General features: G+C 36.8%; 19 protein-coding genes. 9 read left to right on the top strand and 10 right to left on the bottom strand.

From position 1 onward, the window contains the following. The first annotated feature begins 10 nt into the window (after nucleotides 1–10). The 3 genes from JTI58_RS09905 to tatC are packed head-to-tail and all read left to right on the top strand — an operon-like array spanning nucleotide 11 to nucleotide 2,811. Nucleotides 11–1,723: a GMC family oxidoreductase gene (locus JTI58_RS09905; RefSeq protein WP_205446443.1), complete on the top strand. Its 1,713-nt coding sequence runs from the start codon at nucleotides 11–13 to the stop codon at nucleotides 1,721–1,723. 27 nt (nucleotides 1,724–1,750) lie between these two features. After that, nucleotides 1,751–1,954 carry a twin-arginine translocase TatA/TatE family subunit gene (gene tatA, locus JTI58_RS09900; RefSeq protein ID WP_205446442.1) on the top strand — a complete coding sequence of 68 codons (204 nt, stop codon included), beginning with the start codon at nucleotides 1,751–1,753 and terminating at the stop codon, nucleotides 1,952–1,954. An 11-nt stretch (nucleotides 1,955–1,965) separates the two neighbouring features. Beyond that, on the top strand, nucleotides 1,966–2,811 hold the full coding sequence (gene tatC, locus JTI58_RS09895; protein ID WP_205446441.1) for a twin-arginine translocase subunit TatC: 846 nt from the start codon (nucleotides 1,966–1,968) through the stop codon (nucleotides 2,809–2,811). A gap of 14 nt (nucleotides 2,812–2,825) precedes the next feature. On the opposite strand, the gene JTI58_RS09890 is transcribed toward tatC, so the two are convergent. Beyond that, nucleotides 2,826–3,641 carry a metallophosphoesterase gene (locus JTI58_RS09890; RefSeq protein ID WP_205446440.1) on the bottom strand — a complete coding sequence of 272 codons (816 nt, stop codon included), beginning with the start codon at nucleotides 3,639–3,641 and terminating at the stop codon, nucleotides 2,826–2,828. 536 nt (nucleotides 3,642–4,177) lie between these two features. Between JTI58_RS09890 and JTI58_RS09885 the strand changes: the two genes are divergently transcribed. After that, nucleotides 4,178–4,885 carry a response regulator transcription factor gene (locus JTI58_RS09885; protein WP_205446439.1) on the top strand — a complete coding sequence of 236 codons (708 nt, stop codon included), beginning with the start codon at nucleotides 4,178–4,180 and terminating at the stop codon, nucleotides 4,883–4,885. Between the two features lie 49 nt (nucleotides 4,886–4,934). Here the strand turns inward: JTI58_RS09885 and JTI58_RS09880 are convergent, their stop codons facing one another. From JTI58_RS09880 to JTI58_RS09840, 9 genes are all read right to left on the bottom strand, one after another. Further along, complete coding sequence (locus JTI58_RS09880) at nucleotides 4,935–10,238, bottom strand: InlB B-repeat-containing protein (RefSeq protein WP_205446438.1); 5,304 nt, start codon at nucleotides 10,236–10,238, stop codon at nucleotides 4,935–4,937. Nucleotides 10,239–10,253: 15 nt separating this feature from the next. Then, a complete protein-coding gene (locus tag JTI58_RS09875) occupies nucleotides 10,254–10,778 on the bottom strand; it encodes a phage tail protein (protein WP_205446437.1) in 525 nt (174 codons plus the stop codon). A 14-nt stretch (nucleotides 10,779–10,792) separates the two neighbouring features. Beyond that, entirely contained in the window at nucleotides 10,793–11,293 is a 501-nt protein-coding gene (locus JTI58_RS09870; protein ID WP_205446436.1) for a phage tail protein, read from the bottom strand. Nucleotides 11,294–11,308: 15 nt separating this feature from the next. Further along, nucleotides 11,309–11,821: a phage tail protein gene (locus JTI58_RS09865; RefSeq protein WP_205446435.1), complete on the bottom strand. Its 513-nt coding sequence runs from the start codon at nucleotides 11,819–11,821 to the stop codon at nucleotides 11,309–11,311. A 41-nt stretch (nucleotides 11,822–11,862) separates the two neighbouring features. Further along, a complete protein-coding gene (locus tag JTI58_RS09860; protein WP_205446434.1) occupies nucleotides 11,863–12,981 on the bottom strand; it encodes a hypothetical protein in 1,119 nt (372 codons plus the stop codon). A 27-nt stretch (nucleotides 12,982–13,008) separates the two neighbouring features. Beyond that, a complete protein-coding gene (locus JTI58_RS09855; RefSeq protein WP_205446433.1) occupies nucleotides 13,009–14,121 on the bottom strand; it encodes a hypothetical protein in 1,113 nt (370 codons plus the stop codon). Nucleotides 14,122–14,140: 19 nt separating this feature from the next. Then, nucleotides 14,141–15,205, bottom strand: a complete 1,065-nt coding sequence (locus JTI58_RS09850; RefSeq protein ID WP_205446432.1) for a hypothetical protein — start codon at nucleotides 15,203–15,205, stop codon at nucleotides 14,141–14,143. Nucleotides 15,206–15,285: 80 nt separating this feature from the next. After that, nucleotides 15,286–15,747 (bottom strand): GNAT family N-acetyltransferase, encoded by a 462-nt coding sequence (locus JTI58_RS09845; protein ID WP_205446431.1) that lies wholly within the window; start codon nucleotides 15,745–15,747, stop codon nucleotides 15,286–15,288. A gap of 844 nt (nucleotides 15,748–16,591) precedes the next feature. Further along, nucleotides 16,592–17,644 (bottom strand): helix-turn-helix transcriptional regulator, encoded by a 1,053-nt coding sequence (locus JTI58_RS09840; RefSeq protein ID WP_205446430.1) that lies wholly within the window; start codon nucleotides 17,642–17,644, stop codon nucleotides 16,592–16,594. A gap of 112 nt (nucleotides 17,645–17,756) precedes the next feature. Between JTI58_RS09840 and JTI58_RS09835 the strand changes: the two genes are divergently transcribed. The 5 genes from JTI58_RS09835 to JTI58_RS09815 are packed head-to-tail and all read left to right on the top strand — an operon-like array spanning nucleotide 17,757 to nucleotide 21,936. Continuing rightward, a complete protein-coding gene (locus JTI58_RS09835) occupies nucleotides 17,757–18,734 on the top strand; it encodes an ABC transporter substrate-binding protein (RefSeq protein ID WP_205446429.1) in 978 nt (325 codons plus the stop codon). Then, complete coding sequence (locus JTI58_RS09830) at nucleotides 18,709–19,452, top strand: ABC transporter permease (RefSeq protein WP_205446428.1); 744 nt, start codon at nucleotides 18,709–18,711, stop codon at nucleotides 19,450–19,452. The genes JTI58_RS09835 and JTI58_RS09830 overlap by 26 nt, the downstream gene beginning before the upstream one ends. Before the next feature lie 37 nt (nucleotides 19,453–19,489). After that, the gene (locus JTI58_RS09825) at nucleotides 19,490–20,158 is read left to right on the top strand and encodes an ABC transporter ATP-binding protein (RefSeq protein ID WP_205446427.1); all 669 of its coding nucleotides are present in this window, start codon (nucleotides 19,490–19,492) and stop codon (nucleotides 20,156–20,158) included. A 33-nt stretch (nucleotides 20,159–20,191) separates the two neighbouring features. Then, a complete protein-coding gene (locus tag JTI58_RS09820) occupies nucleotides 20,192–20,896 on the top strand; it encodes a class I SAM-dependent methyltransferase (RefSeq protein ID WP_205446426.1) in 705 nt (234 codons plus the stop codon). After that, entirely contained in the window at nucleotides 20,893–21,936 is a 1,044-nt protein-coding gene (locus JTI58_RS09815; RefSeq protein ID WP_205446425.1) for a saccharopine dehydrogenase family protein, read from the top strand. Before JTI58_RS09820 ends, JTI58_RS09815 begins: the two co-directional genes overlap by 4 nt. The last annotated feature ends 39 nt before the right edge of the window (nucleotides 21,937–21,975 follow it).

Below are 21,975 nucleotides of genomic sequence, written 5' to 3'. Positions count from 1 at the left end.
GGGTTAGAAAATGGCTAAAACATTACCAAGTGTAGACGTGGTAACAGTTGGTGTAGGTTGGACAGGCGGTATCGTTGCTGCCGAGTGTGCCAAAGCTGGCTTAAAGGTAGTCGGTTTAGAGCGTGGTCAAAAGCGTGGTACCGAAGATTACTTAAATGTTCATGATGAATACCGTTATGCCATTCGTTATGATTTAATGCAAAATCTATCCAAAGAAACGGTAAGCTTTCGTAATGATCGAAATATGAAAGCATTGCCAATGCGTCAGCTTGGCTCCTTTTTGCTTGGAGAGGGTCTGGGCGGATCAGGAACACACTGGAATGGGATGACTTATCGATTTTTACCCTATGATTTTCAAATCAAAACGTTAACAGATAAACGTTACGGGCCTAATAAGCTTGGGCCAGATTATCTGATTCAGGATTGGGGTTTAACATATGATCAACTTGAGCCCTATTTCGATAAGTTCGAGAAAACAGCTGGTATTTCAGGGGATGATAAAAATAAATTTAGTGGGAAGCGCTCGAATCCCTATCCAACACCGCCTATGAAAAAAACGCCTATGCTTGCACAATTCGAAAAAGCTGCAGCAAACCTGAAGCTAACACCTTATATGGTACCTTCAGCCAACGTGTCAGAGGTTTATAAAAATCCAGATGGCGAAACGATCAATGCTTGCCAATATTGCGGTTTTTGTGAACGTTTTGGATGCGAATACGGTGCAAAATCATCTGCAGAAATTACGGTTGTCCCTACTGCTCTGAAGACAGGAAATTTTGATTTACGCTTCAATTCCAATGTTGTAGAAATTTTAAAGCAGGGTAATAAGGCTACAGGTGTTAGATATATCGATACCGTTTCGGGAGAAGAATTCATTCAGCCTGCTAATGCTGTTGTATTAACTAGTTATGTCTTTAATAATGCCAAGCTATTAATGGTCTCTGACATAGGTGAAAGATATGACCCTACTACTGGTAAAGGAACACTTGGCAGAAACTATTGCTATCAAATCTTGCCTGGTGCCGCTGGGTTCTTCGAGGAACAATACAATACATTTATGGGCGCAGGTTCATTAGGCATGTGTATAGACGACTACAATGGGGATAATTTTGACCATAGTGATTTAGATTTTATTCACGGAGGAAATATTGCGCTTACACAGACAGGCACTCGACCAATCGGTTCCAATCCAACACCGCCAGATACACCTACTTGGGGACCAGAATTTAAAAAGCAATCTATTTATTACTATACACGCTCATTCGGTATTGGTGCGCAAGGAGCATCTATGCCACATAAGCAAAACTATCTATCACTGGATCCTACCTATAAGGATGCTTACGGCTTGCCATTAATGCAATTAACGTACAATTTTACTGGGCAGGATCGTGCACTTCATAAATATATCTCTGCACGTGCAGCGGATATTATGAAGGAAATGGGTGCAAAAACAATCGTCCCTAACGCGGAAATTACCGATTATAATATCGTACCTTACCAAACAACGCATAACACTGGTGGAACGGTGATGAGTTTAACACCCGAACAAGGCGTTGTGAATAATTACTTACAGCACTGGGATGTTGATAATCTTTTCGCAGTAAGTGCGGGAAACTTTGCACACAATAGTGGTTACAATCCAACAGGCACATTAGGTGCGCTTGCCTACCGTTGTGCTGAAGGGGTTATTAAATATAGTCAATCAGGTGGGTCTTTAGTGTAAAAAAACATTATAAGGGAGGCAAGACTTATGGGAGGTCTTGGAGCAATTGGAGTACCTGGATTAATCATTATTTTAGTTATTGTATTAATTGTATTTGGTCCGAAAAAATTACCTGAAATCGGTGGAGCAGTTGGTAAAACGTTTGCAGAATTTAAAAAGTCTACTAAGGGGCTTATGGATGATGAAGAGGATACCGTGAAAAAGGTCGAAAAAAAATCTGATGCTTCGTAGGAGGGGTTCCTATGGATCCATATGAAGACGGAAAAAGAAAATATTTAAGCCCTCTTGACAAACCTCAAGCCGAGCCTCCAGCACCTGTGGAGGCTTTAATTGAAATACCTGTGGTAGCAATTGAAGAGGATCATGTTTCAACTGAGCCCCTGATACCTGTTACTTCATTATTGGAGCATCTTACTGATTTACGTAAGCAGATTATCAAAGGGCTAACGGTTTTTATTCTATTTTTCATTGTTGTCTTTTCCACAATTAATATTTGGTTTCCTTTCATAACGCGAGGTCACTCACTCGTTATTTTAGGACCCCTAGAAGTAGTTAAATTTTACATGACGATTTCAACTACTTTAGCATTTGGTCTTGCAATGCCTTTTCTTGTCCATTTTCTGTGGAGCTTTATAAAACCAGGCTTAAAGGAAGAGGAAAGTCGATTTTTAGGCCTCTATGCACCGATCATGCTAATTCTTTTTTTAGTAGGGATAGCTTTTGGTTATTTCGTCGTAAACCCACTTAGCTATACATTCTTAGTAAGCGTTGGGGCTACCAATTTCGATGTCATGGTATCAGCAAATGAATATATGCACTTTTTAATCATGACCACAGTACCGCTTGGTTTATTATTCGAGTTACCGATTGTTGCCCTATTCTTATCAGCCATTGGTGTACTGACTGCTGAATCCATGAAAAAGATACGGGGCTGGTCTTATATCGCTATGGGCGTAGGCTCTGCTGTTATCACGCCACCAGACTTTATAAGCCAGCTACTTGTATTAATACCAATGATTATTTTATATGAAATAAGTATCTATCTCGTTAAACGTATAGAACGCAAACAAATTGAAAGCACTGCGTAGATTTTACGCAGTGCTTATTTTTTCTTTAAATCCATCACAATAATTTCTGGTAGATTAAAAATACGATATGGTACGGAGCTATTGCCTAACCCTCTACTAACCACCATTTTCGTCGCGCCTGCTTCGTAGATACCAGCTGTATATTTTGGGAACAATCCCTGTCCTGGTGCAACAAGTCCTCCTAGTCCAGGAATACGAACTTGTCCACCATGCGCATGTCCCGAAAATACTAGATCTATGTGATAATTTACATACGTATTAAACATTTCTGGTCTATGTGCTAGTAACAACTTAAACATATCATCTGGCAAATAGGCTGTTGCAATGTCCAGCATGTCTTCTGTTGTTCTACCCATTAACGGATCCTCAATTCCAACAATCGCCAAGCGCTCCCCGTCGCGCTCTAACACGGTCGATTCGTTGGCCATTATATGTACCCCTAACGATGACAGCGCCTCATAAATTTCACTCACCTTATTCGTTGCTACCTCATGGTTACCTAGTACATAATAAACATCCGCTATTTCAACTAGTCCTTTCACTGCCTGTAGACTTTGTTTTAAATCATAGCGATTACTATCGATTACGTCACCTGTGATAAAAATATAATCAGGTTTTGTATCCTTCACCTTTGCAATCAGTTTTCGTTGATTGTCACCAAAGACGGCATCATGTAAATCCGAAACTTGTACTATGCGTAGCCCATCGAAGCTAGCAGGTACATTTTCTGATTCAAACACATGTTTACTTACGACTAGCCAGTGATTGTTTACGTACAAAAAAATGACTATAAAAACAACAAAGAAAATACCATATAATAATTTTTTCAATCGCAATCGCTCACTTTGTGGCTACTTTTTTCAGAAAAAATTCTGACTTTCCTATTATAAGCAAAAAACAGAGTGATTGTAAGTATATGCACTTTAAATACACAAAATGCACAAAATCCCTTTGATTAAAGTTTCTATCATTAGATAAGGATGCACGGTTTTATCTATTCTTAGTTAACTTTTGACATGCTATACTATGGGTAGAATGGCATAATTAAGTATCCATTCATAATACATCACGATTTGAGAGATGCATCTCATTTACTAAGGTGCGAGAATACTAATAAACCTAAAACAGTTAAAGGAGTAATAGACCTGCGCTAGTAAAATTTGCAGGATAATATTCCAATTAAATTGGACGGCGAACGGCGTTCTGCCACCTCAAAATTATTGAATTTTCAAAAACATGTAATTATTTAGTGGATGTCCCGTTGCTGTGGATAAAGTATAGCATTGGTGACAGAAGTTTTACTTCTACCAACTTCTTAGTGATATTTGAAAAAGCCCCCTAATTTTAGATGAAAAGAGGTGAAAAAATGTTAAAAGCCATCATTGTAGACGATGAAATTTTGGCAATCAATTTATTAGAAGCTACATTAAACGACAATGGTGCTGTTACTATTGTGGGGAAATTTCTAAATCCACTAGAAGCTATAGCAAACATCCCTACACTCAAACCAGATATTCTTTTTTTAGATATCGAAATGGCCGAAATGAATGGTATTGAATTGGCCAGTAAATTTGCAAACTTTGTGCATTTAATAGACATTGTTTTTGTAACTGCCTATGAACATTATGCCTTAGAGGCTTTTACTGTACAGGCTTTTGATTATATTTTAAAACCTATTGAGAAAGAACGTTTAATGAAAACAATTGAAAGAATTTCTTTGCGTAGAAAGCAGTTTCAATTAAAAGCCGATGTACACCCAATAGATGAAGATGCTCGTACTATAGAAGATTTTCACTTTCATGTTCACTCAGGAAGAGTTTATATTGGTAACACAGCTTTAGCCTTATCCACAAAGGAATTTCAAATATTTTTCTTTCTAGCACAACGGCCAGGACAAATTTTTCATCCTTCAGAATTGTATAAGCTTATTTGGGCAGAGGAAAGTATTGGGCATACTCAGGCATTAAAGGTTCATATTAGTAATTTACGAAAAAAACTGGAATCTGTCACTGGCCATAGAGCTAGGATTGTAACCGTGAGAGGTTCTGGGTATCAATTTCTATTTGAATCATGAAAATTGGGCACGGCGATTACATAACGAATCGTCGCGCCCAATTTTCAGCTTATTTTTTTGCTGCTTCTTGAATTTCATAAAATGCCCAATGCTGTCTTGGCACATCTGTAAATAATGGTGGTTGATTTTCAACGAGGACTTGACGCTCAAACAGTCGATTTAATACTTTCACCGCTTGTGCACGTGTTAAGTAGCCATCTGGATTGAATGTATCTGCTGTTACTCCTGTCATAATTCCCGCTGTATTGACAGTATCAATCGCTTTCACTGCCCAATGATTGTCGCTCATATCTTTGAATACTGCACTTTGTAAGGTTGGTTGACAGAAATCTGCATCAGGACGATCTACACATTGCTGTTCTATCCAGCGGGCAGCTACTGTTGCCATCTGTGCACGCGTAATCAAGCCGTTTGGATTAAAGTTAGTTGCCGTAACCCCTGTAAACAAACCCTTTTCCTTTGCAAATTCAATCGCATCTTTTGCGTAATGCTGAATGGTATCTGTATAGGTTGCCTTCGCTTGCGGAATTGCATTACCTGTTAATTGACGGGCAAACATACTTGCCATTTGTGCTCGTGTAACAGGTGCATTCGGACGGAAGGTACCATCTGGATAGCCTTGGATATAAGGTGAATGTGTAACGGCGTCAGTAGTTGGCTCCTTCACTTCTTCCTTTTCTGGTAAGTAAAGAATAGAGAATGTAGAGAACCTATTTACCTCAAACTGTAAACCTGCTATTCCTTTTTCATATTCTACAATCTTTCCATACACAACCTCTTTTGTGCCATCACTATGCTCAATATAGATAGCCAGATGATTGAGCTGTTCCTGCGTTAAATCAGTAGGTAAAGGTAACGTTAATGTGACGGGACGGCTTTGCATATTTGTTTCAATGATCATTGGACGACCAAGCAACTCAACAACTGCACTTCCAGCCAACTGCTGCACAACCCTTTCCTTTTTTGCTTGTTCTTGGATATCCAATTGTTCAGCCTGCCCTCTTATAGGAATAAGTCTGAAATAGAGATTATCATTAAACATTTCCAACGAAGTTTTTGGCACTTCAATTTTGACGTTATCTGTGACAATTTCAAGATGGACTGCACCATTTTGTAGAAGTGTCACCACATTATTGGGTATAGACACATGAACTTGATTTACTTGATCCTGCTGATCCGGAATGATGATTCTTGCTTTATCATTTCCTTGTTCCTTTAATTTTCTAATCGTCTCTGTTGCGCTCTCAGCAGTTAATGTCACTTCATCGTCTATAGTGTTATCTACATTTTTTGTTCGTTTTATTGTTGTTTTAGAAACTAGGTCACCCTCACCAGACTCAACATCTACCACAATTTCCTCTACATTGGTTGAAGGTGTTGATGAACCTGAATCAGGATTTGGTGAAGGATCGGTATTACCACCACCTGTATTATTACTAATCCATTTTGCATAGATCACTGTGTTGGCTGTAATTGCAGTATCAAAATTATATGGTGTTGTGTAGGCATTATTTGTATACCAACCTCCAAATGTATAGTCAGCTTTTGTTGGCGCAGATGTCGGTTGACTTGCTTTTCCTTCATGTGTCACCGTCTGATTTGATACGGCACTTCCTCCGTCTACATCAAATCTCACCGTATACGTCACAGGATTCCATTTTGCATAGATTGTTGTGTTCCCTGTAATGACACTGTTAAAATCAAATGGCATTGTGTAGGCATTACTTGTATACCAGCCTCCAAATGTATGACCAGTTTTTGTTGGCGTTGGTGTCGGCTGACTTGCTTTTTTCCCATGCCCTACCGTTTGATTCGAGACGGCACTTCCTCCGTTGGCATCAAAACTCACCGTATACATCACAGGACTCCATTTTGCATAGATTGTTGTGTGTCTAGTAATAGCACTGTTAAAATCATATGATGTTGTATAGGCATTACTCGTATACCAGCCTTCAAATATATGGTCAGCTTTCGTTGGCGCAGGGGTTGGCTGACTAGCTTTTTCCCCATAATCTATTGTTTGATTCGAGATGGTACTTCCTCCATCTACATCAAAGCTCACTGTATAATGATTAATTGCCCATTGTGCAAAAAGTGTGATATTTTCGGTTGCTATTTTAAATGTATTATTTGGCAGATAAGATGTACCTGTACCATTCGCCTTTGTATTCCAGCTTATAAATGAGTGCCCAGTTTTAACTAGACCGCCATCATTGGCAGCTACAGTGACATCGTCATTTTGACTATATATTGCATTATCTTGAGGTACAGTTCCACCTGTATTACCGTTACCATCGTATAAAACTGTATAAGTTAAAGGTGAAATGATTTTTGTTGAAGACGATACTCCTTGATCCCCATCTAAAATTAGTAGTCCATCACCTTTTGGCTGTACAGTAAAAGTATAGCTTCCTATGCCATTTGTTTGGAATGCGGTAGTAAAGTCAACACCTTCATTGATATTACCAGCTAATACATTTGTTGCTGTTCCAACTGCTATACCGCCCTTATACAGAAGCACATCATAGCTCACCGCATTAGGAATAGCCTGCCATTTCGCAATATCTCCATCCCAGTTCAAACCGTTTGTAATACTTGCTAGTTTAATAATCGTTTGTGTGTTAGAAGAGATTGACGGAGCACCATCTAAATATGTTAACCCATCTCCCTTGGCTTTTACGGTTACTGTATACGCTCCCACTCCAGCAGCACGCATTGCTGTTAGGAAATTATGCGTTGTTGTATCTGCTGATATGTCAACGACACTACCAATCGGAGAGCTATCTTTATAGAGCTGTACAGCATAGGAAGATTCACCTGCTATATCTGTCCATGTCGCAATACCACTAGTGCTTAAAGCCACATTGTCTACTTGTTCGAGAGTAGGTAATGCTCTTATCACCGTGAGGGTATATGTTTTAGTTGCTACTCCGTTTTCAGCAGTTACAACAATGGTAATCGTGTTACTACCTACATTTAGAGGTATTGTTCTCAATTGTCCACTTGCAATGGAGATACCATTGAATTTAAGGATTGCACTACTATCTGCGGTCGTTGGCGTTATTTCAATATTTTCAACATTATAAGCAACATTAACCTGATAATTCACTGTACTATCTGTAAAATTAGGATTTAAATTGCCTGATGAAATAACTAAACTACTTAAATTGGCATTATCACTAGGAGATAGCGTAGTAAAATGCCATATATTATTTGCTGTTATACCTGCTACACCCTGATTGGCTGTGTCTACAAATGCCCCATCGTCCATTAATACATAATAAGTTATCTCTTTTAATAGAGTATTAGTTGGTTGAATTGATACCGTAGAGCCATTTACTGTTGCATTAGTAGCGTCTATTGTATCTATTAAACTATTATTTGGACCATAGATACGAATGTTCTTTCCTGCAACACCACTCACATTTTCGCTAAATGTTAAAGTTAGTGTAGGGTTAATTGGAATATTTGTTGCATTATTGGCTGGTGCTGTTGATATCAGTGTAGGTATTGGGTCTTCGTTGACATCGGTAACCGATATAGTAAATTCTTTATCATAAAATAAGCTATCTTTATCTGTTACCCTAATCCGAACACTATAGCTATTCTTGGTTTCGTAATCAAATGAGCTATTTGTCCGCAGTTCATCCCCGACTATAATAAAGCTACTATTATCGGTATCACCTGTACCAACTACTAAACTATACGTGAACGTCTCTCCTACATCAGCATCCATGGTACTTAATGTTCCGACTTTGGTTCCTGATGGTTGATTTTCTGCTATTGATGTTGGGCTTAATGAAATATCTGTTGGGGCTTCATTGACATCTGAAATACTTATAGTGAATGCTTTTTCATATAAATTATTGGTACTATCGGATACTTTAATTCGCACACTGTAGTTATCCTTCGTCTCATAATCAAATATTTCTGCGGTTTTTAGCTGATTCCCATCGATGGTAAAGCTACTGTTATCTGTAGCTCCTGTGCCAGCCACTAAGCTGTAAGTAAATGTGTCTCCAACATTAGGATCAGTAGTGCTAAATGTACCAACAACCGTTCCTACAGGCTCATTTTCCGCTACTGTAAGTGAGCTTAGCGTAATATCTGTTGGACCCTCATTCAATTCTGTCACCGAAATGGTAAATATTTTTTCAAACGTTAATCCTTTATTATCCGTTACCTGAATTCGAACACTATAGCTGTTCTTTGTTTGATAATCAAACGAACTATTTGTTCGGAGTTCATTACCTACTATGCTAAAGCTACTATTATCTGTTGAACCTGCTCCATTTACTAAACTATACGTAAAAGAGGAACCTGCATCAGGATCAGTAGCACTTAATGTTCCGACTTTGGTTCCTGATGGTTGATTTTCTGCTACTGTCGTTGGGTTTAATGAAATATCTGTTGGGGCTTCATTGACATCTGTCACATTGATAGTAAACGATTTATCAAATGATAGACCTTGACCACCTTTATCAGTTACCCTGATCCGTACACTAAAACTGCTCTTGGCTTCATAGTCAAACACACCTGCTGTTTTTAACTGTGTTCCATCGATGCTAAAGCTATTATTATCGTTATCCTCTGGGCCATTTACTAAACTATACGTAAACGTCTCTCCTGCATCGGGGTCTGTAGTACTTAACATTCCCACGGTTGTTCCTGTTGGTTGGTTTTCTTCTACTGTAGCTGGATTTAATGATATATCGGTGGGTACACTATTTTGACCATCACCATAGGTAATTTTTAGAGTAGGTGCCAAGGGTGCCAATTCAGAATCCATCGAGCTACTAAATTTAACTACAGTCATCTCATTTGAATTACTCGTTAATATAAATGTTACATTATTACCTATAATTGCTGATGAATTTGTTACTAGATCTGTCACATCAATCAATTCTTCATAAACTTGTTCACCGTCACCTTGAGCTACAGCTTCATTTTTTGTAGGAATTCCCTGTATAAAATCTGGAAAGTTATTTCCTGGAGAAGTACTATTCCAATTATTATTACCTATTCTAACTTCTAGATTAGAAAAAGGTTTATTATCTTGATTTATTCCAGCTAAAGCAAGCTGAGCTGAAAGGATGGGTTTAGATGTATCAATACTAAATTTCAAAGCAGCAAAATCTTTAGTTGCAACATTCATCATAGCAGGGTCATTATATTCCCCTAAAAGTTGACCGTTAGAATCCTTTTTTACATTCATCTGTTCTACAGGAGATAATGTGTCTGTAGAACTAGCACTTGCAGGTTGTATTCCTAAGGTTGAGAAAACCATTGTAGAAATGGTTAAAATTATTAATATTTTATATACTGTTGATTTTATAAAAGAAGCTAATTCCATTCTCACTCCACCTTCTTATGGCTTCTGAGGATATATTCCGTCTAAACAAATAATAAAATTCATTGCGACAAATGGCTGCATATTATTATGTGGTTGATTTCCACCTTGTGGATTTACTATATCTACTTTCATTGCAATTGCATTTTTTAAATTAACATATGGTTTTGCCGAAAGCGCTGACTCACTACCCCAAATAGCATTAGTGGGGTTGTTAATGCCACCTGCTACTACAGAGGACCCCTGTGTTATATGTTTATGAATAGGCATTTGTGTTTCATTAAGAGTTACTGTACTTGATCCTATTGATTGGGCAAATGTCCTTGGCGTTAAACCAGGACCATCGCCATAGTGCATGGGGGCACGTCCCCTTAAATCAGGTAACTGAAATGTTGTCTTACCATCTCCACCATAAGTTATTCCGATAATGGAGTATAAAGCATTGTATTGAACAATAGACAATAGACTGCCATCACAAAATGCCCAATCTCTCGGAGCATAGTTTCCTGCGAAAATTCTAATCTCACCTAAATACGGATCCATTCTGTAGTCCCTCCTTATCCTCTACTTGGAAAAATGCCCATTGTTGCAATACAAAATGATAAGCTTAAATAGGGCTGCATATTATTATGCGCTTTATTCTGTCCTGTACTTGACAAAGCAGCTTCATTCATAGCTGTATTATGGTTTTTAGCATAAATATTCTTTCCATTAACTGCACCCCATGTATTGTCTTTTGGTGAAGGCTTATCTGTTGTTGAGGAATCTGCTGTTATTTCATGGGTATGAGAGGGTATCTCGTTAACTGTCAATGTATGTGCTTCCTCTCCTCCTACTGTTCCGTAAGCAATCTGATTACCTTGATGTAATGGTACTCTACCTTGTAAATTCGGAAGCGCAAAGGTTGTCTTGCCATCCCCTCCATACGTAACTCCTAACAATGAATACAACGCAACATTTCCAGTTATAGGTAATATTTGACCATTACAAGGAAGCCACCCTCTCGGTATTTTATTGAAACTAAAAAGACGTATTTCGCCTAAAAATGGCTCTGCCATTATACTCACTCCTTTTTATTGAAAATCGGGATAAAGTCCCTGCGTTGCTATTATAAAATTAAGGACAAATGAAGGCATAATGTTATTATGAAATTGGTTTCCGCCTACATTAGAAACTAACTCGTTGTTCATTTGTACAATATTACTGGAAACATTCGTTTGATAGTTTGTAAGGCTAGATATTCCCCAGGTATTATTAGCTGGTGAGTTTTCGGTTGCTTCATTTGGTATATTATTGGCATATACTCCATGTGTATGGGCAGGTAAGTTTTCCTCTGTTAATGTAACTGTCTCTGTGCCACCTTTACTTGCCCATGGGAACTGGGAACTATTATGAATTGGTAGTCTTCCACGTAAATCTGGCAATGCAAAATTCGTTCTACCATCTCCCCCATATTTGACACCTATTAATGAAAAAAGTGCCTCATTACCTGTAATAGTCAATAATTGACCATTGCATAATTCCCACCCTACTGGAGCATATTTACCGCTAAACATGCGTATTTCTCCTACATATTGATCTGACATTATGCACATCCTCCCTTATTGTGATTTCGATGAATGCTATATTAAGCAACACTCGCTAAAATATCCTTATTTTCTTCTTTAATAGATTCGACTTCTTGGATTTCCATTTCTAAGACTCTTGCTATCTCGGATGGTGTATGCTTCGTAAATAACATATACATAGCCTTTATTTTCTTTGCTTGATCCCCAGAAACTTTTAAGGTATTGGAGATTTCAGCTAAATCTGTATGACTCTCTATTAAATACGAACCTAATAAAGTATTAGTGACTTTTTGTAACTCATTTGGATCCGCTGTGTTTTTACTTAATGCTTCAGCAGCTATACTCGCTGCCACGGATAAATCCATCCCTTTTTCATGCATCCGTTTCATAGCATTAAATTGATCAGACCATTTGCGTAATGTAAAGTTTTGCTCCTTTACTAAGAAAACTAGCTCTCGATGATTTACAACAGTATCTTGTAAAAGTCCTGTCTCCTTAAATGTCATTGCAAGATCTTTAAAGAAAGCATTAACTTGACTTTGTCCACGATTAATCTCTTGTTTAGTCTTAGTTAAATCCTCTTTTGCCTTATTCGTTTCTGCTTGAATATTTTCAAAATACTCTTTCCGCAATTCTCCTTGAATAATTCCTGTAATAAGGTAAAGGACAGCGGCTATTGCACCAAGCGTACCTAGTTTCGCAACTAAGCTATCCAGCACTTTTATTTTTCCAATCCATTGATTAACTACAAATAATGTAAGCGCCACATATTTATCTAAAGCGATTTTTTTATAAGAAGGCACAACGATTGATAAAGAAATCAGCGGCAACGTATTTTTAAAGCATTTTCTCCATTCGAGGAATTCCATTAGCAAACTATTTAAATCATCTTGGATATCATGCTTTAAAATATTTAAGTCAATTGATGTTCCACTTAACTCACTTTTCAGCTCTTTTAAAAGCTTAATTGCTTGAGCTTTTCGCTCTGGATTATCTGTACGAAATAGATTATCACCAAGCCATGCACTAATTTCTAAATCCTCGTCTAATAGCTTAGAAATGATGCTATCAATTCCCTCTTTACACTCAGCCAGCTTGTCTTCTACCTCATAAATATTTTTTAGAGCAGGCTGTAATTCTTCTACATAGGTTGCTAATGTCGCTTCTGTAATCGCCATATTATCCATCCATTCTAAGATTATTTTTTAGCTAACAATTGCTATTAAATCGCTATTCGTCTCTTGAATCGTCATGACCTCGTTTACATCCATTTCCAAGATTTGTGCAATTTCATCTGGTGTATGCATTTTAAATAACATGTAGGTTGCTTTTACTTTTTTAATTCTTTCTAAGGACATATCAAGCTTTTGAGACACTACACTATTGGACTCTCCCATTTCAATAAGGTATGCACCCATTAACAGCTTGGTATAATTGTCTAATTCACTTTTATCATCTTGTTTATTTACTAGATTTGCAGCAACCACTTCTGCTGAAAATTCAATATCTAAGCCTTTATTAATCATTCGCTTCATCGAATCATATTGATCCGACCAACGTCTTAATGTCCCAGCCTGTAATTTTACAAACGATACTAGCTCCTGATGGTTTGTATATGGCTTCGTTAACAAGCCTGTTTCTTGAAAGCTCTTTGCCACATCTTCAAAAAAGGTATTTACTTGTACCTGCACATCATTGATATCCTGCCTTAGCTTTTTAACATCTTCCATCGCTACTTTTGTTTCTTTTTGGATATTTTCAAATAGCTCCATTCTTTTTTCGCCTTGAATTATTCCATCTATTAACACCACCACCACGATAAGACCTACAACACCTAACCCTAACACCTCAAATATTGGTAATAATATATCTTTCAATACGATGGTTAATACAAACCCTAGCATTAATCGATGAAAGGGATTAGAAGCCTGGAATTTAGGTACAGCTATGGAAAATGCAATGAATGGTAACCTATTATCAAAGTAAGTTTTCCATTCCCCATATTCCTTTAATAAAGTATTTAATTCATCTTGGATATCATGCTTTAAAATATTCAAATCAATTTTTGCATAACTTAATTCATTGTTTAAGTCATTTAACAGTTGAATAGCTGTTTCTTTCCTTTTCGGGTTATCTGTCCGAAATAGATTGTCACCAAGCCATGCACCAAGATCAAATCCTTCATCATTTAATTTGGATAAAATACTGTCTATATCTCCACCGGCTTTTCCAAGCTTGTCTTCTAGTTCAATTATATTTTTAATACTGGGTTGAAGTTCCTTCACATAATTGTCTAATTGGTATTCCGAAATTGGCATAGCATTTTCTCCTTTCTGTTTAGGAAATAATTAAAGAAAAAAATTCTTTATTTTCTTTATAAAAAGCTTCAATCTCCATCAATTCCAAATTCACTTGTTCAGCAACTACTACTATGCTCTCTTGGTTTAGCAATAAGTATGCCGCTACTAACAGCTTTGCCTGTTGTTCAGAAAGCTTTAAATCTTGTGCTAATGTCATATAGGTCGCGCCTGTTTCAAGTAGATAAGCTCCTTGTAAAATTCTCTGGTTTTGATAGATTTGCGCTGGTTCCTCTAAACTTTCGCTTAATACTTTTGCCGTTAGATGTATAGCTTCTTGGAATTCCATATCTTTTCCAAGCATTGTATGAAACATTTGATAATGGTCCGCCCATATTTTCAACTGCTCTCCCTTGCTTTTAATCTCAGCAATGAAGTCCTGTTGAGTAGAGGGCGATTCTGACAATCTATCACTTTGATTTAAATTTGAGATGACATTACCAAATTGCCTATCCAATTCATTTTCTGTTTCCGTTACGCTAGACATTAATTTAGCTACACTGCTTTTGGCTTCATTTATTTGCTCTTTTATGTTCACATCAAATTTTTCTAGAGTTACTATTATCCCGTTCACTTGGCTCGATTCAAATGCTGCAGTTAGTAGTGGCAATTTTGTTACTATCTCTTTTTCAATTAAGGGGGACAGAAATACGCTAAATTGAACATTTGAAGAAAGGCTTGTCTCAAAGGGATAGCTTGATAGTGCAAATGGCAGTAAGGGAAGCATCTCCTTAAAAGCTTGCTGAAATTCTCTGCTATCTTTTAGCAAAGTGTTTATTTCATTGACAAGTAGCTGTTTGATATGAGAAATACCGATTAAAGATTTTTGTAAATCCGATTGTAGTATTTTTAGTTCTCTTAGGTATTTTTCTTTCTTTTTACTCGCTAATAAAAATCCTCTTTCTTTTTTTCGAATATAGCTTTTGATATTGCTGTCAATGTGAACAATGATACTTTCGACTTGTCCCTCTAAATTAAAAAAGCACTGAATCGTTTGCCGTAAATCTTCTTCATATGTCTGTAAAGCCGTATTTGATATTGGCAATTCACATTCACCTCTCTTTAGTTTTTAATAATGGACGGGTTGCAGCTTTAAAAGAGTGGAAACACTCAAATCTATTTTGTTTATTGCCATCTCATTTTTAAATAGATTTCATCCGTTGACACTACTTGAAATCCTAATCGCTCATATAGATTTTTTGCAGGATTTGTATGAAGAACTTGCAATATCACTGGTTTATTTTCTTCATTTGCCTTTTGCTGAAGATCGCTAATTAGATAAGTTCCTACTCCGTTACCTTGGAAACTTGGCAGAATAGAGATATCAATCATATGTAGTTGCTCAGGTAAGTCTTCTGTTAACAATCTCCCTATATATTGCTCATTTGAAGTAATAATACAGTGGTTTGCCTGTGGGAATCGCTGTCTATATGAGGTCTGCTGTGCGCACCACTGCATTTCTAAAAAGTGCTGTATTTGTTCAGCAGACCATCCCCATGAATCTATTTCCTTCCTACGAGAAGAAGCATAGACTTCGTAAAGGAATGGCTCATCATCTTTTGTAGTAGATTTAAGCTCTACTTTCATCCTCTCACCCCCTTCTTTTCTTGAAAATCTTAATGATTATAGAGTTATAACCCATGTCTGTTATATCTCTCCCACTTCATTTATCTTAAAATTCAGATTTTTTAAACCCTATTAATAACTAATCCTTAATACCCAAATTTAAAGTCTATTATTGCATTTATTTGGTGACTTTCAGCCTTTTTTTCATTATATTATAGGTCAATAGATTTCACTATGAATTTATTCCATTTTTTAGGTTAATTTTTCTTAACCTTTTATTATGATTAGTGATGTTAGTAGCTAAAGTATAGTTATTGGCTTCTTTTTAACTATCACTGATGTAGCTTAATAGCTTCCAATCACACACCTACTGATGGAATGTTAATAAACAATAAGAATCTGCTAGAAAGCTAGCAGATTCTTATTAGTGTTGAAAAACAAAACAGTCAATTGAAAGGTAGAAATGGATTTCAAATAAAGTGAAGGTGTTCACTACTCTTTATGGAAGGGTGTTGTCACGCATCACTTCTCCACATTGAAAATAAGAGCTTATCCCCTCTAAGAATCCAGATAATGGACTAATTGATTGCTATGCTAGTATGAAAAAAGTAAAGACATTTTGCAGAATGGTTGATTGGAGTGGAGCCAGCGTCACTCCTAGGGGATTTAGCGTCACAGATGTGACCCTGGAGCGAACGGAAGTGAGTGAAGCGGCTCATCGGACGCCCCCTGGAAAGGACGCTGGCGGAACGGAAATCAACCTCTCACCTTGCAAAGTTGCTTTTTCTGCCATTGACATCATCTTTTTTCAACACAATGAAGAATCTGCCAGAAAGCTAGCAGATTCTTTTGATTGTTCACCTTATTAATCTAATTGGAATCGGGAGAAGATCTTCCAAACTAGTTCATTCCGATTCGAGACATTTACTTTTTGAAAAATTACCTTTAAATGATCTTGTACTGTGTAAGTTGAAATATCAAGATTATGAGCAATTTCTTTTGTAGGAATCCCTTTAATAATTTCAAACACTACTTCCTTTTCTCTAGGGGTAAGATTATAGGCCGTTATTAAAAAATTGAGCATTTCTCTTGATGATGCTTCATTTATTAATAAAGCAATTTGCTGTTCTTGTTGGCTTGTCAGCAATAGTGATGCCCGAATAGCAATATAGCCTGTATCTTTGATAGGTACTATTAAAGAAGTATTTGAATTGTAATTGTCAGCTAGTAGCTTTGCACATATAGCTTGAATAGGCTTAGGTACTTGTATATCGGCTAAACCTTCATACTTTCTTAATATAGATAGCAATTCACAAGCTTTGGTATTACTTGAAAGAATTTTTAACCTTTTATCAAAAATAACAATGCCTTGTTCTCCTTCTACAGCTGGAATCCTCTCCTCAATAATATAATGATGGAACTCCTTTAACGATTCCCCCATAATTGGCATCAGTATTTTTATAAGCACTAGATCTTGATCTTGAAATAAAGGCTGCTCATTTTCAGCTCTTTTGAAAAGTGTTAAAAACCCATAGCATTGTCCTTGATAGGTTAATGCAGCTCTTATTTCATCGCTAAAACCATTGGGCATAAACACTTCTTTATAACGGAAGCTTTGACTTGACGAATCGCTTAACCTGCCTATGTTTTGACCACTTTGTACTAAGAATCCATATTTATTTACATCTTCTGTCGTATACTCCAACTCCATAATCTTCTGATGAATCGCCTCTATTGATTGTTCTGTGACTGCTCCTACTGAAAAAAGTGTATGTGCATCCGTTAATGTACAGCAATAAGCATCAAAATTTATATGTGTTCGTAGAGCTTCTATCATCAATTGACGATATTCAAATGAATTTTTGCTGTGCTTGAAACATTGTTCAGATTTTCTTTGCCAATAGTGTGCTTCCTTCATAAAAACCTACCTCCCCCCAGAAATATGGGATAGTTCTTTTTTTCCGAAAGTTTATAATTGAGAATAATTCTTAATTGAATTGTACAGAAGTTCAACAAGGAGGAATACTATTTTGAAGAAATTTTATTTTTTATTTTTTATTGTCTTACTAACAACTGCCGTTATTAGTGGCTGCTCAGAGAAATCATCTCAAGCAACTGCGGGTAGTGATCAGAATTCAGAAGAACAGCAAACTCTTAAAGCTACTATTAGTGCACCTAAATCGCCAGCTATTTTTCCAAGTATCTTATTGGCAGAGCAACAGAAGGATATTGAACTTATTACCTGGGAAACAGCAGATACCCTTTTAGCTCAAATACAAAAAAAACAAGCACAATTTATTGCACTTCCTCTTAATATGGGGGCAAATCTATATGCAAAAGGTATGCCTTTACAGCTTATTCAAGTCAATACATTTGGCTCTATGTTTCTTGTTTCTACGGATGACAAGGTTCAAAAATTAGAAGATTTAGCACATCAAACTATTTTCGTACCTAGTCAAGGTGGTCCACCAGATATTTTAACAAATTACTTAATTGCTCAAAATAATATCCCAGGTGTTAAGCTCTCCTTTGTCAATCTAACTGAAATTGGTCAACAACTAGCATCAGGAGCTATTCAACATGTTGTTATTCCAGAGCCATTGTTAAGTATAGTGCAAGCTAATTTACAGACAGATTTACATATTGCCATCAATTTTGAAGAAGTATGGCAGAAACAATTTAGCAAACAATTACCTCAAACCGGTATTTTTGTAAATAAGGCTTGGGCATCTAGTAACCAACATGCTATTAAACAATTTCAAGCACTTTCTGAACAAGCAATTACTGATTTATATCAACAGCCTGATGTTTCATTGCCCTTATTGAGTGATTTTTTCAAAAGCAATGAAAAAATCATTGAAAGTGCATTAACAAATAGCTCCTTACACTTTCAAACCGCTCAACAAGCGCGGAATGAAACAGAAGCTTATTTTAAGATTTTACTAGAAATTGCACCTGACTCTATAGGTGGTGCATTACCTAATGAAGACTTCTATTACAATGAATAGCCTACTTCGTTCAACAGGTAGCATGATCGTGCTAATACTTCTCTGGATTATATTAGCTACTAAATATCCTGACGTACTATTACCTAGCCCTATTGTAGTTGTTTCTGTCTTATTCAAACTATTAGGAAACCCTGTGTTTTGGTCCGCCTTTTTTATTACAATACTGTCCTTTCTTATTGGAATACTGCTGTCTTTGTTATTGGGTAGTATTTTAGGAATCGCAGCAGGTTTATCAAATAAGTTAAAAGATTTTATAAAACCGCTTATTACATTAGCTCAATCCATCCCTCCCGTTTCATGGATGTTATTTACGGTTTTATGGTTTGGAGAACAGGGTGGTGCTCAAATCTTTATTATTTTCGTCACTTTAGTGCCTATCTTTTTCTTTAATGTCATGAAAGGGATACTTCAAACTCCTCAAGAACTGCTCGAAATAGCTCAATGTTTTAGAGTTTCACGTAAGAAAGTGATAAGAGATATTTATTTTCCACAAGTATCACCTTACTTACATTCAGCCCTATTAATAGCAGTTGGAATGGGGTGGAAGACAATTGTCATGTCAGAGTTAATTGTGGGTCATGGAGGGATTGGTCAGCAGCTTAGTCAAGCACGTGTTTTCTTTGATACCCCAACAGTGTTTGCCTGGACGATCATACTTGCATTAGTTGGTCTAGCTATGGAGTTTTTCCTACAAAGACTACTAAAGCAATCTATCTAGTATTATTCCTGTACATCTTTAGAAAGGAGCTTAGCCTATGTTAATCCTTGAGAATCTATCCTTTTCAAGAAATCAAAAGGAAATTTTTCAACAGTTTCAATTACAAATTGCCCCTCAGACAGTGACATGTATTTTAGGCTCTTCAGGTATCGGAAAAACGACATTATTAAAGCTTATTGCAAAGCTTATATCACCCGATTCAGGGCTAATAAGCTCTCCTACTGGATCTTTAGGCTATGTTTTTCAGGAGCCACGTCTTCTTCCTAGTCTCACCGTATTTGAAAATATTGCATGGGTCAGTGAGACAGTTGATGTGGAACGGATAAATCAATTATTAAAAATTGCAGGGCTCTATCACAATAAAGCACACTATCCGCATCAATTAAGTGGAGGTATGAAACAGCGAGTCTCACTTATTCGAGCGATGGTTAATCAACCAGCTCTTTTATTAATGGATGAACCATTCCAGTCACTGGATGTCCGTTTAAAAAAGGAAATGTTGCAGTTAGTCCATACACTTTGGTTGGACTATCAACCAACCGTTTTATTAGTGACACATGATTTACACGAGGCTCTTTTTCTTGGACAACGAATACTTATTTTTGGGAATAGTCCTACACAAATACTGGGTGACTTCACTAAACAATCATCAGCCTTTCATCCGAATGATTGCTTAAAGATGAAGGAATTGCTCTCGGAATCTTAACGCATAGAAATTAATTAATTTGGAGGTATTTTAATGAATAGATCTTTACATAACTGGGACAGTCCTTCTGTCAACACATATCAACAGTCCATTCGACAAAAAATCATAGGCTATGATCTTATCTATGACATGATGGCCAGTATACTTCACAATTTTACTGCTGCAAATAAATTTTTAGTAGTAGGTGCTGGTGGCGGACAGGAATTACTCACATTAGGCAAATCCTTTCCTTCTGCCCATTTCACAGCAGTCGATACCTCAAAGGTAATGCTGGATCTGGCTGCTAAACAAATTGAATCGCTACCACACGAGCTTACTATTAAGTGGCTTGATAAGGATTTACTCTCCCTAAGAGTGAATGAGTTATTCGATGTAGCTAGTTGTCATTTAGTTTTACATTTTATTGAAGACTTGGACCAGAAGAGGGCAATGCTTCAAAAAATTGCGGATAGCTTAAATGAAAATGGTGTGTTATTTATCTCATCGATTAATGCTGATTTAACTTCCCCAACATTCAAACACGAGCTTCGTTATTGGCGAAGTTCCATGCTTCATAACGGAATAAGCGAGGATCATTGGGAACGCTTTGAACAATCCTTTCGCATGACAACTCACCCGATTACTCTTGAATTGCTTATTGATTTGCTGAAAGAGGCTGGTTTTACGACAATCCTTCCATATTTTAAAACACATATGATTGACGCTTTAGTCGCTATTAAGGGAGAAACTACTTTATGAAAAATGGGAATATCTTAATCATCGGAGGCTATGGTGAAGTGGGAGGGAAAATTGCAAAATTATTGTTGCAAAGCTATCCTAACAGAATATGGATTGCCGGAAGAAATATAGAAAAGGCAAAGGATTTCTGCGCCCAGCACAATAACTTAGTAAGACCTCTACAATTGGATGTGTCGAAAAAAGTGCACCCAGAGCAATTAAATAATGTAGCACTGGTTATTATGTGTTTAGAGCAAAAAGATACTGCATTTGCACAGCTTTGCTTAAATGAAGGGATTATGTATATCGATATTACTGCAAGCTATACCTTCCTTAAAAAGTTAGAGGCACTCCATTTACTAGCTGAACAGAATCATTCAACAGCCGTATTTAGTGTTGGTATGGCTCCAGGATTGACCAATTTAATGGCCATGCATGCTGCAAAGCAATTATCCTCCGTAGAGGGGCTGCATATTTCTATCTTACTCGGGGCAGGCGATACGCATGGCACTGCAGCAATTCTTTGGATATTGCATCAATTAAATAAACCGTTCAGTAGCTACAACAATCAGAGAGTTGCTAATTTCACTAATAAGAGAACCGTGAAATTTAAGAAGATTGGAAAACGTAGTGTGTATCAATTTAATTTCTCTGACCAGCACACATTAACAAAGCATTTTCCTTCTATTCCTATCGAAACAAGATTAGGTTTTGATGTAGAGTCGCTCAATAGATTTGTATCCTTTTTACAAAAAAGTAGAATTGCTTACTTATTAAAATTTGACCGTATCCAAACCTTGCTCGCTTCACTTATTCAAAAAATTAAAATTGGTTCTGATGTGTGTGGTATACAAATACAAGCCATTGGAAAAAAGCATCACAAAGAAACAAGTTATACATTAGACTTTCTAGAACGCGATGAATCTCTCGTAACAGCGAAAGTTGCAGCATTTATTGCGAAAGAACTCCTTAACAACAATCATCCATCAGGAGCCTATCATATTGAGGAGCTATTTACTTTAGAAACCTTACAGGCTCAATTCGAAATGTCCATTCAATAAAAAAGACATTTAGCATTCGCCTAGACGGGAAGCTAAATG

The organism is Lysinibacillus fusiformis (assembly GCF_016925635.1).
Taxonomy (GTDB): domain Bacteria; phylum Bacillota; class Bacilli; order Bacillales_A; family Planococcaceae; genus Lysinibacillus; species Lysinibacillus fusiformis_F.
This window is presented reverse-complemented; position numbering and strand designations above follow the sequence as displayed.

Excerpts from the sequence above, each read along its gene's own strand:
- JTI58_RS09905 (WP_205446443.1), top strand. The coding sequence starts at position 11 with ATGGCTAAAACATTACCAAGTGTAGACGTGGTAACAGTTGGTGTAGGT.
- tatA (WP_205446442.1), top strand. The coding sequence starts at position 1,751 with ATGGGAGGTCTTGGAGCAATTGGAGTACCTGGATTAATCATTATTTTA.
- tatC (WP_205446441.1), top strand. The coding sequence starts at position 1,966 with ATGGATCCATATGAAGACGGAAAAAGAAAATATTTAAGCCCTCTTGAC.
- JTI58_RS09885 (WP_205446439.1), top strand. The coding sequence starts at position 4,178 with ATGTTAAAAGCCATCATTGTAGACGATGAAATTTTGGCAATCAATTTA.
- JTI58_RS09880 (WP_205446438.1), bottom strand. The coding sequence starts at position 10,238 with ATGGAATTAGCTTCTTTTATAAAATCAACAGTATATAAAATATTAATA.
- JTI58_RS09875 (WP_205446437.1), bottom strand. The coding sequence starts at position 10,778 with ATGGATCCGTATTTAGGTGAGATTAGAATTTTCGCAGGAAACTATGCT.
- JTI58_RS09870 (WP_205446436.1), bottom strand. The coding sequence starts at position 11,293 with ATGGCAGAGCCATTTTTAGGCGAAATACGTCTTTTTAGTTTCAATAAA.
- JTI58_RS09865 (WP_205446435.1), bottom strand. The coding sequence starts at position 11,821 with ATGTCAGATCAATATGTAGGAGAAATACGCATGTTTAGCGGTAAATAT.
- JTI58_RS09860 (WP_205446434.1), bottom strand. The coding sequence starts at position 12,981 with ATGGCGATTACAGAAGCGACATTAGCAACCTATGTAGAAGAATTACAG.
- JTI58_RS09855 (WP_205446433.1), bottom strand. The coding sequence starts at position 14,121 with ATGCCAATTTCGGAATACCAATTAGACAATTATGTGAAGGAACTTCAA.
- JTI58_RS09845 (WP_205446431.1), bottom strand. The coding sequence starts at position 15,747 with ATGAAAGTAGAGCTTAAATCTACTACAAAAGATGATGAGCCATTCCTT.
- JTI58_RS09840 (WP_205446430.1), bottom strand. The coding sequence starts at position 17,644 with ATGAAGGAAGCACACTATTGGCAAAGAAAATCTGAACAATGTTTCAAG.
- JTI58_RS09830 (WP_205446428.1), top strand. The coding sequence starts at position 18,709 with ATGAAGACTTCTATTACAATGAATAGCCTACTTCGTTCAACAGGTAGC.
- JTI58_RS09825 (WP_205446427.1), top strand. The coding sequence starts at position 19,490 with ATGTTAATCCTTGAGAATCTATCCTTTTCAAGAAATCAAAAGGAAATT.
- JTI58_RS09820 (WP_205446426.1), top strand. The coding sequence starts at position 20,192 with ATGAATAGATCTTTACATAACTGGGACAGTCCTTCTGTCAACACATAT.
- JTI58_RS09815 (WP_205446425.1), top strand. The coding sequence starts at position 20,893 with ATGAAAAATGGGAATATCTTAATCATCGGAGGCTATGGTGAAGTGGGA.